General features: G+C 66.1%; 17 protein-coding genes. 4 read left to right on the top strand and 13 right to left on the bottom strand.

The annotated features are described in order from the left end of the window. Nucleotide 1: 1 nt before the first annotated feature. The 6 genes from R2834_07805 to R2834_07830 all read right to left on the bottom strand — a co-directional run bounded on the left by R2834_07805 (nt 2) and on the right by R2834_07830 (nt 6374). Nucleotides 2-1714 carry a solute carrier family 26 protein gene (locus R2834_07805; GenBank protein ID MEZ4700216.1) on the bottom strand — a complete coding sequence of 571 codons (1713 nt, stop codon included), beginning with the start codon at nt 1712-1714 and terminating at the stop codon, nt 2-4. Between the two features lie 311 nt (nt 1715-2025). Next, nucleotides 2026-2502, bottom strand: a complete 477-nt coding sequence (locus R2834_07810; protein MEZ4700217.1) for a DUF6691 family protein — start codon at nt 2500-2502, stop codon at nt 2026-2028. A 32-nt stretch (nt 2503-2534) separates the two neighbouring features. After that, nucleotides 2535-3098, bottom strand: coding sequence for a YeeE/YedE thiosulfate transporter family protein (locus R2834_07815; protein MEZ4700218.1), 564 nt, complete (start codon nt 3096-3098; stop codon nt 2535-2537). A gap of 72 nt (nt 3099-3170) precedes the next feature. After that, nucleotides 3171-4346, bottom strand: coding sequence for an AGE family epimerase/isomerase (locus tag R2834_07820; protein MEZ4700219.1), 1176 nt, complete (start codon nt 4344-4346; stop codon nt 3171-3173). Next, nucleotides 4343-5281: a dihydrodipicolinate synthase family protein gene (locus R2834_07825; GenBank protein ID MEZ4700220.1), complete on the bottom strand. Its 939-nt coding sequence runs from the start codon at nt 5279-5281 to the stop codon at nt 4343-4345. The genes R2834_07820 and R2834_07825 overlap by 4 nt, the downstream gene beginning before the upstream one ends. Further along, the gene (locus tag R2834_07830; GenBank protein MEZ4700221.1) at nt 5259-6374 is read right to left on the bottom strand and encodes a sialidase family protein; all 1116 of its coding nucleotides are present in this window, start codon (nt 6372-6374) and stop codon (nt 5259-5261) included. The genes R2834_07825 and R2834_07830 overlap by 23 nt, the downstream gene beginning before the upstream one ends. Nucleotides 6375-6572: 198 nt before the next feature. Here R2834_07830 and R2834_07835 point away from each other — a divergent pair, with 198 nt between their 5' ends. The 4 genes from R2834_07835 (at nt 6573) to R2834_07850 (ending at nt 9239) form a co-directional block, all read left to right on the top strand. Further along, nucleotides 6573-7523, top strand: a complete 951-nt coding sequence (locus R2834_07835) for a Spy/CpxP family protein refolding chaperone (protein ID MEZ4700222.1) — start codon at nt 6573-6575, stop codon at nt 7521-7523. 146 nt (nt 7524-7669) lie between these two features. Continuing rightward, the gene (locus R2834_07840; GenBank protein MEZ4700223.1) at nt 7670-8263 is read left to right on the top strand and encodes a sigma-70 family RNA polymerase sigma factor; all 594 of its coding nucleotides are present in this window, start codon (nt 7670-7672) and stop codon (nt 8261-8263) included. Continuing rightward, the gene (locus R2834_07845; protein ID MEZ4700224.1) at nt 8260-8745 is read left to right on the top strand and encodes a hypothetical protein; all 486 of its coding nucleotides are present in this window, start codon (nt 8260-8262) and stop codon (nt 8743-8745) included. Before R2834_07840 ends, R2834_07845 begins: the two co-directional genes overlap by 4 nt. After that, on the top strand, nt 8742-9239 hold the full coding sequence (locus tag R2834_07850; GenBank protein MEZ4700225.1) for a hypothetical protein: 498 nt from the start codon (nt 8742-8744) through the stop codon (nt 9237-9239). Before R2834_07845 ends, R2834_07850 begins: the two co-directional genes overlap by 4 nt. Before the next feature lie 85 nt (nt 9240-9324). On the opposite strand, the gene R2834_07855 is transcribed toward R2834_07850, so the two are convergent. The 7 genes from R2834_07855 to R2834_07885 all read right to left on the bottom strand — a co-directional run. Continuing rightward, nucleotides 9325-9537 (bottom strand): hypothetical protein, encoded by a 213-nt coding sequence (locus tag R2834_07855; protein ID MEZ4700226.1) that lies wholly within the window; start codon nt 9535-9537, stop codon nt 9325-9327. A gap of 34 nt (nt 9538-9571) precedes the next feature. Beyond that, complete coding sequence (locus tag R2834_07860; GenBank protein MEZ4700227.1) at nt 9572-10651, bottom strand: hypothetical protein; 1080 nt, start codon at nt 10649-10651, stop codon at nt 9572-9574. Then, a complete protein-coding gene (locus tag R2834_07865) occupies nt 10641-12002 on the bottom strand; it encodes a prolipoprotein diacylglyceryl transferase (GenBank protein ID MEZ4700228.1) in 1362 nt (453 codons plus the stop codon). The genes R2834_07860 and R2834_07865 overlap by 11 nt, the downstream gene beginning before the upstream one ends. 85 nt (nt 12003-12087) lie before the next feature. Continuing rightward, a complete protein-coding gene (locus R2834_07870) occupies nt 12088-12690 on the bottom strand; it encodes a DUF1080 domain-containing protein (protein MEZ4700229.1) in 603 nt (200 codons plus the stop codon). Further along, nucleotides 12680-13267: a gluconate 2-dehydrogenase subunit 3 family protein gene (locus R2834_07875; protein MEZ4700230.1), complete on the bottom strand. Its 588-nt coding sequence runs from the start codon at nt 13265-13267 to the stop codon at nt 12680-12682. The genes R2834_07870 and R2834_07875 overlap by 11 nt, the downstream gene beginning before the upstream one ends. Before the next feature lie 11 nt (nt 13268-13278). After that, nucleotides 13279-15021: a GMC family oxidoreductase gene (locus tag R2834_07880; GenBank protein ID MEZ4700231.1), complete on the bottom strand. Its 1743-nt coding sequence runs from the start codon at nt 15019-15021 to the stop codon at nt 13279-13281. Nucleotides 15022-15134: 113 nt separating this feature from the next. Then, nucleotides 15135-15410 (bottom strand): hypothetical protein (locus R2834_07885; GenBank protein ID MEZ4700232.1); only part of this gene is annotated, 276 nt, incomplete at its 5' end.

Raw genomic sequence — 15410 nt, forward strand, 5'->3', positions numbered from 1 at the left:
GTCAGTTGACGAACTGGGACAGGGCCTGGGCGGCCGGTTGGGTTTCGGGGCAGATCGTGCCGACGGCCTCGGGCAACTCCATGAAAAAGTTCTCGGCGCCGATTTCCTCCGCGAGGCCGGACGCCTTGAGCTTGTCCATGACCGGCCCCTTCACGCCGCTCATGACGAGCCGGACCTTGCGGTGCCGGAGGCTCTCCAGGACCTCCCGGAGCACATGCAAACCGCTCGCGTCGATCTTGTTGACCGGATACGCATCCAGGATGAGCGTGTGGAGCGCCTGGTCGGCGGCGACCAGGGCGTTGACCCGCTCCCGGAGATAGCCGGCGTTCAGGAAATACAGGCTCGCATCCATTCTGAAGATGAGCACCCCGCGGTGCACGATGGCGTTGGGATGGCGCAGGACATTTCTGAACACGTCGGTGTTGGGGATCCGGCCCATCACGGCGACATGCGGTTTGCTGCTTTGCTGCAGCACCATCGCCAGCGAGCTGACGACGCCCACCAGGATGCCTTCCTCGATCCCGAGCCAGAGCGTGGCGGCAAACGTGATCGCCATCAGGACAAAATCCCTGCGGTCGCTCCGCCATAGAAAACGAGCCTCTTTGACGTCGATCAGGCCGAACACGGCAACCATGACGATGGCCGCCAGGATGGCCTGGGGCATGTAGTAAAAGAGCGGCGTCAGGAAGAGCAGCGTCAGGCCGATGACGCCGGCGCTGATGAGGGCGGCGAGGTTCGTGCGCGCGCCGGCCTGCGCATTGACGGCGGTGCGCGAAAACCCACCGGTCGTCGGATAGGCCATGAACAGGCTCCCGACGAGATTGGCCAGTCCCAGGCCCACAAGCTCCTGGTTGGCGTCGACCTGGTACCGGTTTTTCGCGGCGTAGACCTTGGCGACGGCGATCGATTCCGTAAACCCGATCAGGGTGATGGTCAGCGCCGTGGGCAGCAGCGCCTCGAAGGTCGCGGCAGAAAACACGGGCAGCGCGAATCCGGGCAATCCACCCGGAATCTCACCCACGATGCGGACGCCGGCCGGCGCCAGTTTCAGCGCCCACACGGCGACCGTACTGAACAACACGGCGAGCAACCCGGCCGGCCAGCGCGGTTTGAGGCGCTTCAGGGTGTAGACCAGCGCGATGCCGCTCAACCCGATCGCGAGCGTCGCTGGATGAATCGCTCCCGCCTGCTGCCACGCCGCGCCGAGGATGAAAAAGATGTTGCTGGACTTCGGCAGGCTAACACCGAGCAAATGCTTGAGCTGGCTCAGTCCGATGATGAGCGCCGCGGCGCCCGTAAAGCCGGTGAGGACGGAATGGGAGAGGAAGTCGGACAGGAACCCGAACCGCGCCACCCCCAGCGTGAACTGGAACGCGCCGACCATGAAGGCGAGCATCAGCGCAAGCGCTACATGTCGCGCCGGATCGCCGTCGGCCAGGGGCGACACGCCGGCCGCCACCAGCAGCGACACCATCGCCACCGGACCCACCGCCAGCTGACGGGACGTGCCGAACAGCGCATACACCACCAGCGGCACCAGCGCCGCATACAGTCCGTAAATCGGCGGGAGCCCCGCGATCAGGGCATAGGCCATCCCCTGGGGAATGAGCATGACCCCGACCGTGACGCCGGCCGCCAGGTCGCCACCCAGGTCTTCCCGTCGGTAGGCGGGCATCCAGGCAAGGGCCGGCATGAGCGTGCGTACATTCGGCATGGTGTTAGGCCTGCAGGCTAGGCTGGGGGATGGGGGGGCTAGATGCGGGATGCGGGATGCTAGATGCAGGATGCGGGATGCAGGATGCAGGATGCGGGATGCAGGATGCGGGATGCTAGATGTGGGATGCGGGACAACTGGTGATGCTTACTGAACGATCAGTTAGATCCTGCATCCAACATCTTGCATCTCATAATCAACATCCTGCATCCAACATCTTGCATCCAACATCCTGCATCCAACATCCTGCATCCAACATCTTGCATCCAACATCCTGCATCCCATAATCAACATCCAACATCCCGCCATCCCTAGTGCGGCAAGTAGGGACGCAGGGCGCCATAGGCCCACGCGCCGGCCGCGGCGGCCAGCAGGGGGATGGCGATTACGGTCAACCCGTTGCCGACGAGCGCATACAACGGACCCGGGCATGCGCCGGTGAGCGCCCAGCCGAACCCGAAGAGGATCCCGCCGGCCCACTGATTGATGCCTCGGTCGTAGGGTTTCTGTTCGATCTGGATGTCGTCACCAAGTATCGTCTTAAAACGCCCCCGCTTTATCAAGGCAAGGGAGATCGAGGCGACGACCAGCGCGCTCCCGATCACGCCATACATGTGGAAGCCCTGAAACCGAAACATTTCTTGGATCCTGAACCAGGAAATCACCTCTGATTTGGTCAGAATGACGCCAAACGCCACGCCCAGAATCAGATAGAGGATGACATCGACGGGACGGTGACCGTAGAAGGTTCGGGTTTCCCTGGCCAGTGGTGCTGTAGTGGTGGTCATGGAAGCTGGATGTAAAGGCTGGAAAAGGAGCGTTAGCTAAAGAGGAGGGGATAGACGAGGTAGGTCACGACGATGCCGCCGATAAAAAACCCGATCGTGGCGTAGATCGAGGCTTTTTGCATCGAGGCAATGCCCATGATCGCGTGGCCGGACGTGCACCCGCCGGCATAGCGGGCGCCAAAACCCACCAGAAAGCCGCCGATCACCAGGATGACAAACCCCGGCAGGGTACCCAGCGCGTCCCACGAAAACAGGTCCGCCGGCGCCATGCCGTTAAAATCGCGAATGCCCAGCGCCTGCAGGTCGGCGTGCGTCGCCTCGGAGATGGCGATGGGGTTCGGGTTGGCCAGCCATAATCCGGCCAGCAAACCGCCCAGCGCGATGCCGGCGACGAAGAGGAGATTCCAGAGGCCGTCTTTCTTCCAGTCGTACCGCAGGTAGGCATTTTTTCCGGGCGCGATCGCGGCGCACAGGTGGCGCAGACTCGACGATACGCCGAACGACTTGCCGGTCAACAGCAGGAGCGTCGGCACCATCAGGCCGATGATGGGGCCGGCCACATACCAGGGCCAGGGCTGCGAAAGCAGTTCGATCATGAGGTTTATGGTGCAGGTTGGTTACATGTAATGACATGTATTAAAATGGTGACGGCTTGTTCCGGCCGCTCATCATGAAATTGGCTTCAACAACTGGGCGCAATACCATTGCATCCGGGGCAGATGGAAGGGGCCTTTCCACAGATTGCCCTTCAGGCGCACCGAGAGCCTTCCGTCGCGGTGCAGATACCCGTACCATTCGCCGTGCTCGGGGTCGGGGAAGTGGGTGTACGACCAGTCGTGCACCAGGCGGTGCCAGCGGGCATACCGCTCGTCGCCGGTCATCTCGTAGGCGAGCAACGTGGCGATGATGGCTTCGTTGTGCGGCCACCAGAACTTCATGTCGTGCCAGTACTCCTGAACGGGGCCGTCATTCAGATCGCGGAAATACAGGATGCCACCGTATTCGGCGTCCCAGCCGCGTTCCCACATCCAGTCGAGGATATCGAGCCCGATGCGGGTGAGTGCGGCGTCGCCCCCGCGATGCCGGGCCTCGTGGAGGATAAACCAGGCGGCTTCGATGGCATGACCGGGGTTGAGCGTACGTCCGTCGAAGTGGTCGATGAATTCACCCTGCGGCCCGACCGTCTCCAGCACGACCCGCTGATCGGGCTTCATGAAGTCGCGCCGGATCTCTTCGATGCACCGATCGATGTGGGCGTCGCAGCCCGGGGCGTCGATCGTGTCCCGCAGCGTTTGCGCGAGGTTGATCGTGATCATCGGGATGCCGATGCTTTTCGCCTGCCGGGTTTCGGGATACCCTTTGGGCGGCAGGGCGCCGGGGGTGTTGGCGTAATGGATGAATCGTTCGAACAGCGCGACGGCGTCGTCGGCGGCGCGTCCGTCGCCGGCGGCGCGTCCGTACGCCGCCATCGCCATGCTCGCGAACGCCTCGGTGAAGACGTACCGCCGCTTGCGCAGGGGCCGGCCGTCGCGCGTCACCTGAAAAAACATGCGCCCGTCGGTATCGAAGCCGTGCCGCCGGATGAAGTCGACGCCATGCGCGGCGAGATCCAGCCATTCGCTGCGTTGCTCGACGGTATGGTAGAGGGTGGACAGCAGCCAGGTAAACCGTCCCTGGGGCCACATCCCCTTGTCGGTGTCGAGCACCGTGCCGTCCCGATCCAGTGCGATCAGGAAACCGCCGGCTTCCCGGTCGACGCCGTGCCGGATCCAGAACGGCAGCGTGTCATCGAGGAGTCCACGTTGATAGGTTTCGTAAAGCTGTTGGCGATGCGCGGGTGTCATGGAAGGTATCCGGCTGGAAACTGGAGGGGGCGGATGAATCCTTCGAAGCCGGACAGGGCTTCGTAGAGCGCGCGCGTCTCTGCGTGCGCCAGCGGTCGAAGTGGGGGGCGCACGGGGCCGCACGGGGCGCCCAGTAACGCCATCAGCGCCTTGCCGGCGGACAGGCCGCCGAAGCGCACGAGGACGTCGACGAGGTCCACCGACGTGCGTTGAAGTCGTCTTGCTTCATTCGTTTCGCCCGCGGCATAGGCGGACAGCATCCGCGCATACAGGGGGGCGCTGTAGTTGTAGGTGCTGCCGATAGCGCCGGTGGCGCCGACGGCGACGGCCGCCAGCAGCATCTCGTCGGATCCGAAATAGCGGTCGAGGTCTGCGCCGGCTGCCGGCCGGCAGCGCTGGAAACGGACGAGATCCGGGCTCGAATACTTCAACCCCGCGAAGTTCGGGATGCGTTCGAGCAGCAGCTCGAAAACGCGGTCCGGCGCGTGGCGGAAGCCGGTCATCGACGGGATCTCGTAATAATAGAAGGGCACCGGGTCGGCCGCGCGGGCGACGGGTTCGAGAAACGCCGCAAGCGCCTCGGGTCCCTGCGCGACAAAGTAGTAGGGCGCCAGGGCCGATACGCCGGCGGCGCCGATCTCCCGGGCGTGGGCCGCGATCCGGACGGCGTCCTGCTGGCAGGTGTGGCCGGCATGGACCAGCACCTGGATGTCGTCCCGGGCCGCCGCCATCCAGCCTTCGGCGAGCAGGAGCCGCTCTTCGGTCGTCATCGAGGCGAATTCGCCCGTCGTCCCGCCGATGAAGGTCGCATCGATGCCGCCGGCGCGGTAGAGGTCGGCCAGCGCGGGGATGGCGTCGAGGTGGAGCGTTCCGTCGTCGTGAAAGGGGGTGTACGCGGCGGGGATGAGTCGCTTAAAGCCGTTGGGCCAGTTCATCGAGTTCGTCGAGGGTTAGGTGGATGCTTACCACGTAGGGCGGGGCGTCGGGCGTCCAGTGTCCGTACGTGGTGGTGACGAAGGTGCCGTCGCCGAGGCGTTCGAGCCCCGGGTAGCAGCAGTCGGCATCGCGGTGATTGTCCATCAGGCGGACGCGGTACTGCCCGTCGCGGCCGGCGGCCAGGTCGTCGTAGGTGCCGACCCACGCGACCCAGTCGCCCCAGGTGGGGCCCTTTTTGAGTTGGTCGCGGAAGGTGATCACGAGGCGCCCGTCCGTCGCGTACCGCGCCACATGCCGGTCGCCGGTGAGGGACGCCGGCAGCTCGACGGGCGGCGTCCAGGTCGCGCCCTCGTCCCGGGAAAAGGTGATGAAGGAGCGAAACTGCCGGCTGTTCTCGCGCAGCAGCACCGCGATTTCGCGGCCGTCCGGCGAACGGATGAGCCCGGGCTCGCACAGATGAGCGCGCGAGTCGCTCACGATGGCTTCCGGCCGGCTCCACGTGAGCCCACCGTCCGAGGAGAGGGTTTTATAGACGACGAACGTATCGGCTACGCCGCCGCCGGCGATGAAACGGCCGTCATCGTGGAAAAGCGCCATGTAGCGGCCGTCGGCGAGTCGTTCGAGTGAGGACATGGCGACGATGCCCCCGAAGTCGCCGATGGGCTCGAGAGGGGTCCAGCTGCGACCGTCGTCGTCGGACACGGCCATCCGGATGGGATAGAGCCCGGAGAAGACGATCAGACGCCGGACGCCGGCGGCATCGACGACGCGATGGATGGTCGGCGTCTCCTGCGATGTCGCCCAGTTCGCCGGCACGGGGAGCCGCTCACTCCACGTCCGGCCCCCATCCTCGCTGCGCTTCAGGGCGATGGCGCCTTTTCCGTGCCCCTCCGGAAACACGGCCAGCATCGTGCGGCCGTCTTCGAGGAGTACGGTCGTGGGGTGTCCCAGATAGTGATCCGGGTCCCGATCCACGACAGTCTGCCGCGCCGTGTCGCCGCTGAGGTCGAGGAAACGGAGCGGTGGAGCCGGCGGGTCGGCGGGGTGCGCGCAGGCGGCGAGGACGATACTGAGCAGGGCGAGGCGGTGCATCTCGGTGGGAAGGTCGGTTCCGCTGCGGAGGGTTCCAGGAAGGTGAGCGGAAGATACTCGCTTTCCGCCATTTAATACGGGCCAGCGCAGGAAATCGAAAAAACCGGTGCGATGGAATGCGGCGGCGATGCGGTCGTCTATGGGTGTAATTCCAGGATGGCAACATCCGCTTGTATCCCTGACTGTGAGGTGACTGTTATGAAACGTGCTGGCATACCATCCATCCCGGGCATCCGGCTGATGCTCGTTCTGGCCCTGGGCATCGGCGTCGCCGCATGCGATTCGGTGTCGAACACGATGGACCAGGCGTCGCCGGAGGTGCAGGGCGCCACAGCGAACCGTCTGGCCGGCGAACTGCGCCTCGCTGCGCGGCAGGTCGAGGCGCTCGCGCCGGCGCTGAGCCGGGTCGACGATCGCGAGCCGGGCGCGCTGTGGCGTGCGGCGGCGGCACTGCAGCAAACCTTGAACGCCGATCAAAAGGAACAGCTGCTGGCTCGGGCGCAACGGCCCGGCGCCGGCGACCGGCCCATGACCGGCCGCAGACAGCGCGGGGGCCTGCGCGATTCCTCGGCGCTGTCCGCCCTGACGGATGAGCAGCGCGCGGCCGTGCGCGAAGCCATGGAGGCGCACCACACGGCGATGCAGACCTTGATGCAACAGCGCAAGGCCGGCGATATCGATGAAGCCGCCTTCCGCGAACAGGCCCGGGTGCTCCGCGATGCGCTGAGCGCGACGCTCGCGCCGATCCTGCCCGAAGGCATGCGTCCCCCCGCCGGCGCGATGCGCCCGGAAGGGCCGCGAGGCGCCCGATCGGGCGACGGACCCCGATTGGACCCGGCGATGCGCGAGGAGGCGACGGCCGCCATGGTGGAGGCGCTGGGGCTGACCCCTGAACAGCAGGAACAGCTCGCTGCCCTGCGCGAGACGCAACGGAAAGAGATGGAGGCGCTCCGGGCCTCGCACGCCGCCGGCGACCGCGACGCGGCGAGGGAAGCCTTCGATGCGCTGCGCGACCGCCATCGCACCGCGGTGGACGGGATCTACACCGACGCCCAGCGCGAAACGATCGCCCTCCATCGCGCCCTCCTTTTCGAGGCTCGCCCCGACGCCGGGCCCCGTGCGGCCCACCGGCGTGGCAAGGGCCGCTGAACGAATCGAGCGCGGCGGATCACGAGGTGTGGGTGTTCCGTTTGATCCCCGAGCTCAAGGTGGCCGGGTCGCGCGATTCGGCGCGCGACCCGGTCGCCGGCCTTGCCGGCCGTCCGATGACCACCGTTGAATCAACATATACCGGTTTGCAAGCAGAAACGCCACGTCGTCCCCAGGCGGACGTGCCTGAACAGGAGTTGATCGACCGGCTGCGAGCCGGCGACCGACGCGCGTTTCGCGACCTCATCGGGCGCCACCAGGACCACGTGACGTTCACGGTGGTCTCGATGATCGGCCGGACGGAGGAAGTCGACGACGTGGTGCAGGACGTGTTTGTCCGGTTCTACGAGTCGCTGGATCGGTATCGCGGCGACGCGAGCCTGACGACGTACCTGAAACGGATCGCCGTGAACCGCTCGCTGGATGCCTTGCGCCGGCGCAAGCGCTGGCAGCTCCGCTTCACCAGCCGCGACGACGAACGACACCCCCTGCCCGAACCGGTTTCGGAGGACGCCCGGGGGATCGAACACACCGAACGAGCCGCGCTGGTCCACCGCGCCATCGCGACGCTGCCGGACAAGCACAAGGCGGTGGTCGTTCTCCGGCTGCTCGAAGGCTATTCCACCGAGGAGACGGCGGACATGCTGCAGATAGCGTATGGCACGGTGCTCTCGCGATTGAGCCGCGCCACTTCTACATTAAAGCATGCGTTGCAGGGACTCCTGCACGATGCACGATGACGATGGATAAACGGCAACTGGATATCACCCTGCGCTGGCTCGACGGCCGGCTTTCCGAGTCCGAACGGCGGGGCTTCGAGGACGCGCTGAATCAGTCCGGCACGCTCCGCGCGGAGGTCGAGGCGTTGCACGTCATGCGGCAGGATATGCGGCAGGCGATGGAGGCCGAGGCGCAGGCGGCCGGCAACCCCTATCTCGCGGACCGGGTCCTGGCCCGTCTACAGCCCGGCGCGCGTCCCGCACTCGCGGATGACCTCGCGCTCTGGCTGGGGCAGGTGTTTCGCCCCGTGGCCCTAGCCGGCGTGCTCATCGCCGTGCTGCTCGCCGGCTACAATGTCCGGCTCTCGCAGTCGTTTGCGACGGAGAGCTCGACGGCCGAGGCCGTACTGGCCCTGCCGCCCGTCTCGGCCGCCTCGGTGTACGACCTGGACGTCTATGCCGCCCAAACCGTCTATGCCGCCCAAACCGCTGTCACGCCATGACGACTCGCACCACCTCGATCCTCATCATCCTCGGCACGCTCGTGGTCGGGATGGCGATCGGCGCGCTGGCCACCAGCGCGATCATGAACAACCGGCTCGACGAGCTGGAGGCGCTGCGCATGGAAGGGGGGGTGCAGGCGTTCCTGGAACGAGGCATCCAGCCGACCGACGATGCGCAGCGGGAGCGTATCCGGCAGGCGATCGAACACGTGGAATTCCGCCAGATGGTCCTGCGCCGCGACATGTTTCAGCAGCACCGGGTGCTGTTCGACTCGCTCCGGGCCGAGCTGGATACGATTCTGACGGATGAGCAGAAAAGCCAGCTCCGCGACATGATGGCCCGCGAGCGCGAAGAATTCCGCCGGCGCCGTGGCAAAGGGGACATGCCACCCCCCTACGCGCCCGACGGCCCCCGCCGGCGCGGTCCCAAACGCCCCGGCGACACCGACGGCCGCCACGGCCCGCCCCCGGATTCGACCTCGGGCGAGCGGTAGGGTGCGAAGTTTAAGGATCAAGGATCAATGTTCAAGGGACAGTGGCGTACATTCCTTAAACCTCGATCCTTTATCCTTGAACCGCCTATTGCGCCTGCACCCGGCCGGCTTCAAAGATGAACACCGGGTGGCCTTCGAGCTTTTTGGGCACCTGTTTCACGGCCGGCGCACTCAGGTCGGTTACGCCAACCATGATGGCCGGCACGTGGTCGGTCGTCAGGCCGATGCCCAGGGTCACGACGCCCGGTATGGCCATCAAGGCGTCCTGGTGTTTGCGTTTCGCATCTTGAATGGACATGATCCTGCGGGAGCATGGTGATGAGGAGCGCGGATCAGAGCGTCACACCCAGCGCCGAGAAGACGTTCTCGATCCGGTTGATGATGGTCGTGGTCGAGCTGCCGGCGAAGAGCAGCCCCACGATGCGGTTGTTGGCGTCGAGGACGGCCGAGCCGCTGTCGCCGCCCTGGCTCATCGCGCCGGCCATGAGCTGGTCGACAAACCGGGCCACGAGGCCGGCGCCGTAGGAGACGCTGGAGACGACGTCGATCTGGATGATTTCGCCGTTCGTGAACTCGGTGGTCCGGCCGCTTTTCTTGACGGCCATGCCGAGCGTGCCGGACGCCTGGCCCTGGATGGCGCCGATGTCGAGGATGTCGTTGGTCACGTCCGCCGCGTTCAGCGGGCGGGCCAGCGCGCAGTCGACGAGGTTGTCGCCGGCCGCATGCACGGTGGCGCCGGCGCCGGATCCCCGCACTACCTGGACGCGGTTGCGGCTGCCGAACATCTTGGAGAACCCGTTGACGACGGACGCGGCGCCGCCGATGCACGATCCTCCATTACACGAGCCGCCGCCATTGCCGCCTCCACCGCCGCCGCCATTGCCGGGGTCGGGCGGAGGGGCGCCGGGGAACGAGATCGGGATGAACTCCGCCAGCGTGGCGATCTGGTCCTGCGGGAACCGGCCGCCATCGAACGGGCCGGGCTGCAGGATGGGGTCGCCGACGACGGCGGCGTTGCTGTTCGCCAGCACGTGGTTGTTCGACAGGATGAACGTCTGGCCGTTCTTGCGCACCAGGCAGCCGAGCGTGCCGGCGGTGATGTCGATATGGCCGATGCTGGATCCGCCGGGCGCGGGGCGATACCGCGTCGTGCGGTCGGCCAGTGCCCGGATGATGCCGGTTTCGATCACGTCGGTGGGGATGTCGTCCACCGCTCTCGGGATGCGATCTTCCGGGGCGAGCGAGCTGGCGTCGACCTTTTTCGATACCGAGCAGACGATGCTCAGGGTGCCGGTGCGCTGGCCGTTCGTAACCTTGTAGCCGACGCCGGCCGCGACCACGTTCGGATGGGCCAACAGGTCGTCGCACCGGCGTTTGAGTGTCGCGCGACAGGCTTCCAGATCATGATTCATTGGGGTCTCCTAGGCGATGATTCGAGTGGGGAGAGGGTGAGGATGGGGCAGCGGCCGGGGCGCATGCCATATGATACAGGTTCGCGCCCGCTTTATAAAGCATGGCGTGATCAAAGCCCGGCCGCAGGCGAAAAATGGTGTCGCAGCGTCGCGCCGCGGTGCGGTCGGTAAGTGCGCCATCCGAATGAGATAGCGTGTACAGCACGGAAAACCCGTCAGCCAGGGCTTCGCGGGAGATCAAAAGCCCCGCCGCCGTGCGCGCGACATGTACGGCGCCGGGGTTGCGCGGGGGGATGGCCGCTCCGGCTTCGAGCGTATCGAGTGCGCGGGCGATGTCGAGCAGGTCGCGCGGCGCGGCGAGGGCATGCCGCGGGCGCAGCGCCTGCAGTGCGAGCAGCAGGGCGGGCAGCGCAAGGACCGCCAGCAGGCCGCGCGGGGCCGGCATCCAGCCGGCAAGGATCGCGCCGCCGACCGATACCGTCAGCGCCAGCAGGATTCCTTGCGCCTCCGTGATGCCCGCGTGCGCCAGCCGGTACGCATCCCCCCGGATATACTCCACCCCAAAACGTCCCAACGCGTAAAAGGCGATGTAGACGGCGGTCGCATACCCCGCCGGCGCGCCGGCGTAGACGAGCGAGGCGGCGACGAGGGTCCATCCCGCGATCCAGGCGCTCTCGATGAGTTGCGTCGGCAGGAAACGGATCCCCCGGAGCGCCGCCGGCAGCCCGGATGCCCGGTGGCGGGCGCCATACGCTACCCCCCAGGAGGCGGCGCGCCCGTGGCAGCAGCCGGCCATGAAACAGCCCACCCGGCCCATGGCCTGCAGGATGCCGAAACCGACGATGACGATGTCGAGATAGGGAAGCGCCGGCGCGCCGCGCAGGCCGGCGACGATCAGGGTGGCGGCGAGGCCGCCGAGCAGAAAACGGAGGAAGACGAGCCGGTCCCGCCCGGTGAGCAGGGCGGTGGCGACGATCTGGGAGGCGGAGGCGGCGACGATGGCCAGCCAGACGGCGAACAGCATGCCTGGAGGCAACCCGCGGGTGACACCCAGCGCGCCGGCGAGGACGGTCCCGCTGGCGATGCCGGCATACCCCATCGCGTTATAACTCGACAGCCTCCGGCGTCCGAAGCGCATGTAGGGACGGGCGAGCCGATCCAGCATCCGGGAAAGCCGGCGCCAGCGCCGTTCGGCATCCCGCGAGCAGGTGGCTACGAGGGTCAGCGGGGCGGCATCCGGCGGCGGCTCGCGATCGATGTACGTGCCGTGGGCCTGCGCATGACGCGAGCGCACGGCCTTGAGGGCCGGCGTCGTGTCGCCGGGAAAGATGGGTGCTTCGGTCGGATGCATGGTGACGCGCACGCGGTGGGCGGCATCGTAAGATGCTGAACCGCCCGCTCAACCGCAACTGCGGCAGTCGTGCGCCTGGATCCCGTCAGCCGATGCGCTCGACCTTGAGGTTGCGCCAGCGCACCTTGATGCCGCCGCCGTCGTGGATCTGCAGCGCGATCGATCCGTTGGCCTGGCCGATCTTTTCATCGGAGAAATCGACCATCGGGGTCCCGTTGAGCCAGCTCTGGACGTGATCGCCCACGACCCGGATCCGCATCTGATTCCACTCGCCCATCTTGAGCGCGCTGTCCTTGGCGGGATCGGGCTTGATCAGCCAGCCTCGTCCGTACGATTCGTAGACGCCGCCGGTGTCGTGCCCGGGCGGGGCGACTTCCACCTGCCATCCGGTGATTTTTGTGCCCTCGATCGTCGATCGGAAAAAGACCCCGCTGTTGCCGTCCGCCTCCTGGCGGAATTCCAGCGTCAGGTCGAAGTCCTTGTAGAAATCGTCCGTCGCGAGGTATCCGTACTGCGCATCGGGCCCGCTTTCGCAGATCAGTTCGCCGTTTTCGACATACCATCGCTCGGTGCCGTAGATCGTCCAGCCCGTCAGGTCCTTGCCGTTGAACAGCGCGGCCTGGCCGGCGCAACCCAGGTTGATCGTAACCAGGCCGATCAGCAGGAGCATCGCACGTTTAATCCTCATAGCGCACCCCCAGATCGTTGAGCACTTCGGAGGGGCAGCCCGTCCACTCGGGCACGAACGTGTTGCCCATGTACTGCAGGTCCTCGACGCCCATCTTGCTCGACCAGAACCCGGACGCCGTGAGGTCCCGGAAGCTGGTGAAAAACGCGACGCCGTGTTCGACGCCTTCCGGCGCGGACTCGGGGTAGGCGATGTCGTCCAGCAGCGCGGTCTGCTGCGCGGCGGTGCAGTCGGCGAACGGCGCGCCGTACCGTTTCCGGCACTGGACATCGATCCAGGCGAGGCCGCCGCGCATCGGCGTCTGGCGGTTCGGGCTGTCGATCATCATGAAATCCATGTACTCCGGCACGCCGGCGTCCGTCGCGCTGCCGGAGCGGTCGTCTTTCGGGATGATGAGGTCGGCCAGGAGTTTGACCGTGCGCCATTCGTGTTCGGTGAAGAACGCCGGCGCGAAGGCCGACCGATCCTTGATCTGGCCCACCTTTTCGGAGGCGACGGAGGCATCGTGTTCGGTCCAGGAAAATCCTGCAGTGACGGGCGCCGCCGCCAGGAGTTTGAGCGATTCTCTGCGATTCATAGGGCGTACCGTTACAGATTTCCTTTTTTCCGTTGATCGACGATGTAATCCGCCGTGCGCCAGGCGAGCGCGAGGATCGTCCAGGTCGTATTCTTGTGCGCCTGAGACGTGAAGGGGCCGGCGTCCGCGACGAAGACGTTTTTCGCCTCGTGAGCCTGGCAATGCGCGTTCAGCACCGAGCTGCGCGGGTCGCTGCCCATGCGGGTGGCGCCTACCTCGTGGATGATCTGCCCCGGCGCCAGGATGCCGTAGCCTTCTTCCTTCGTCGGCATCGGGGTGATCGGCGTGCCACCCATCGCATGGATGATCTCGCGGGCGGTCTCCTGCATGTGCTTGACCTGCAGGTATTCCTGGTCGCTGAACCGGACGTCAAACTTGAGCACGGGGATGCCGAATTTGTCGACGACCTGCGGATCGATGGTGCAGCGGTTTTCCTTCCGGGCTATCATCTCGCCGCGTCCCGAGAAGCCGACGATCGCGCCGTAGAGGCTGCGGTAGTCGTTCTTGAGCTGTTCGCCGTAGCCGCCGCCGCCGCGCGGCCGGCGCATGCCGAGCGCGTAGTCGACGCCGTTATAGTGGTCGATGCCCCCCATGAAGCCGGCGCCGGGCATCCGCCGGCCCCCCCAGATCTCGAAGTGGTAGCCGCGCTGGAAGTCGAGCTTCTTGTTGTCCAGCCACCACGGGATGTACACGTGCATACCGCCCACGCCGTCTTCGTTGTGGGGCTTCTGGTTGATCAGCTGCGGGATGATGCCCGCGATGCTCGTGCCGGTGGAGTCGGTGATGTACCGCCCGACGGCATCGCTGGAGTTCGAGAGCCCGTTCGGGTGCTGCGGGGATTTCGAGTTGAGCAGCAGGCGGGCGGACTCGCACGCGCTCGCGGCGAGGACCACCACGCGGGCCTTGACCTGGTATTCCTGCATGTCCTGTGTATTCACGTAGGAGACGCCGGTCGCCAGGCCTTCGCCGTTCGTCGTCACCTCGCGCGCCATCGCGTGCGGGATGATCTCGAGGTTGCCGGAGGCCAGCGCCGGCCGCAGGAGCACGGAGGGCGAGGAGAAGTTGGAGTTCGTGGCGCAACCGCGACCGCACTGCGAGCAGTAGTGGCAGGCCGCGCGGCCGTTGTGGGGCCGCGTAAGAATCGACAGGCGCGACGGGATGACCGGGATGTTGATGGTGTCGCAGGTCTTCTTGACGAGCAACTCGTAACAGCGCGGCTTCGGCGGGGGCAGGAAGATGCCGTCCGGCTCGTTGTAGAGGCCCTCGTTGGTGCCGAAGAGCCCGACGAGCTGGTCGACCTTGTCGTAGTAGGGCTTGATGTCGTCGTAGCCGATCGGCCAGTCGTCGCCCTCGCCGTCGATGCTGCGGCCCTTGAAGTCGTTGGGCCCGAAGCGCAGGGAGATGCGGCCCCAGTGGTGCGTCCGGCCGCCGAGCATGCGGCCGCGAAACCACTTCCATTCCGTGCCGGGGGCGTGGGTATAGGGTTCGCCGTCGAGCGACCACCCGCCGAGGCAGGCGTCGAACTCGCCGAAGTGGCGCTCCGGCGTCGCGGCGCCGCGGCGCATCGACTCGTAGTTCCATTTGAACATGGCGCCGTCGGATTCCGAGTACCAGGTCGGGCCGGCTTCGAGCACGACCACTTTCGCGCCGGCCTCCGCCAGCACTTTGGCCGCCATGCCGCCGCCGGCGCCTGATCCGACGATGCAGACGTCGTATTCCTGGGAAGAGATGATGTTGGGTAGTGAATGCTTCATAAGTCCTGTCCTTGTAATCGGGCCCTTCGTCGGAGGCGACGGCGGCGCGCTACTTATTACCAAATTTCCGGCTGAACCGCAACGCCTCGCGCATCCGATACGCCGGTTATGTTTCAGCGCAGCCCGTGCGCGTGCATCTTCGTGCGGAGGAAGGCCGCCGACTCCCGCAGATGGTCCATGCCCACGACGGGGTCCTGCCCGTCCTCGATCGAAATCCAGCCCCCGAAGCCCGCGTCGCGGAGGATGCTGAAGATGCGGTCGTAGTCGTTCATCCCCTGCCCGATGACGCCGTGCTGGAGCAGGCCGGCATAGCCGGTGTGCGGGTCGGCCTCAAGCCGGCGCAGGTCGTCGAGCGTCCCGCCCTCCAGATAGCGGTCGCTCGCGTGCAT

It is taken from the genome of Rhodothermales bacterium, assembly GCA_041391505.1.
In the GTDB taxonomy this organism is placed as follows: Bacteria; Bacteroidota; Rhodothermia; order Rhodothermales; family JAHQVL01; genus JAWKNW01.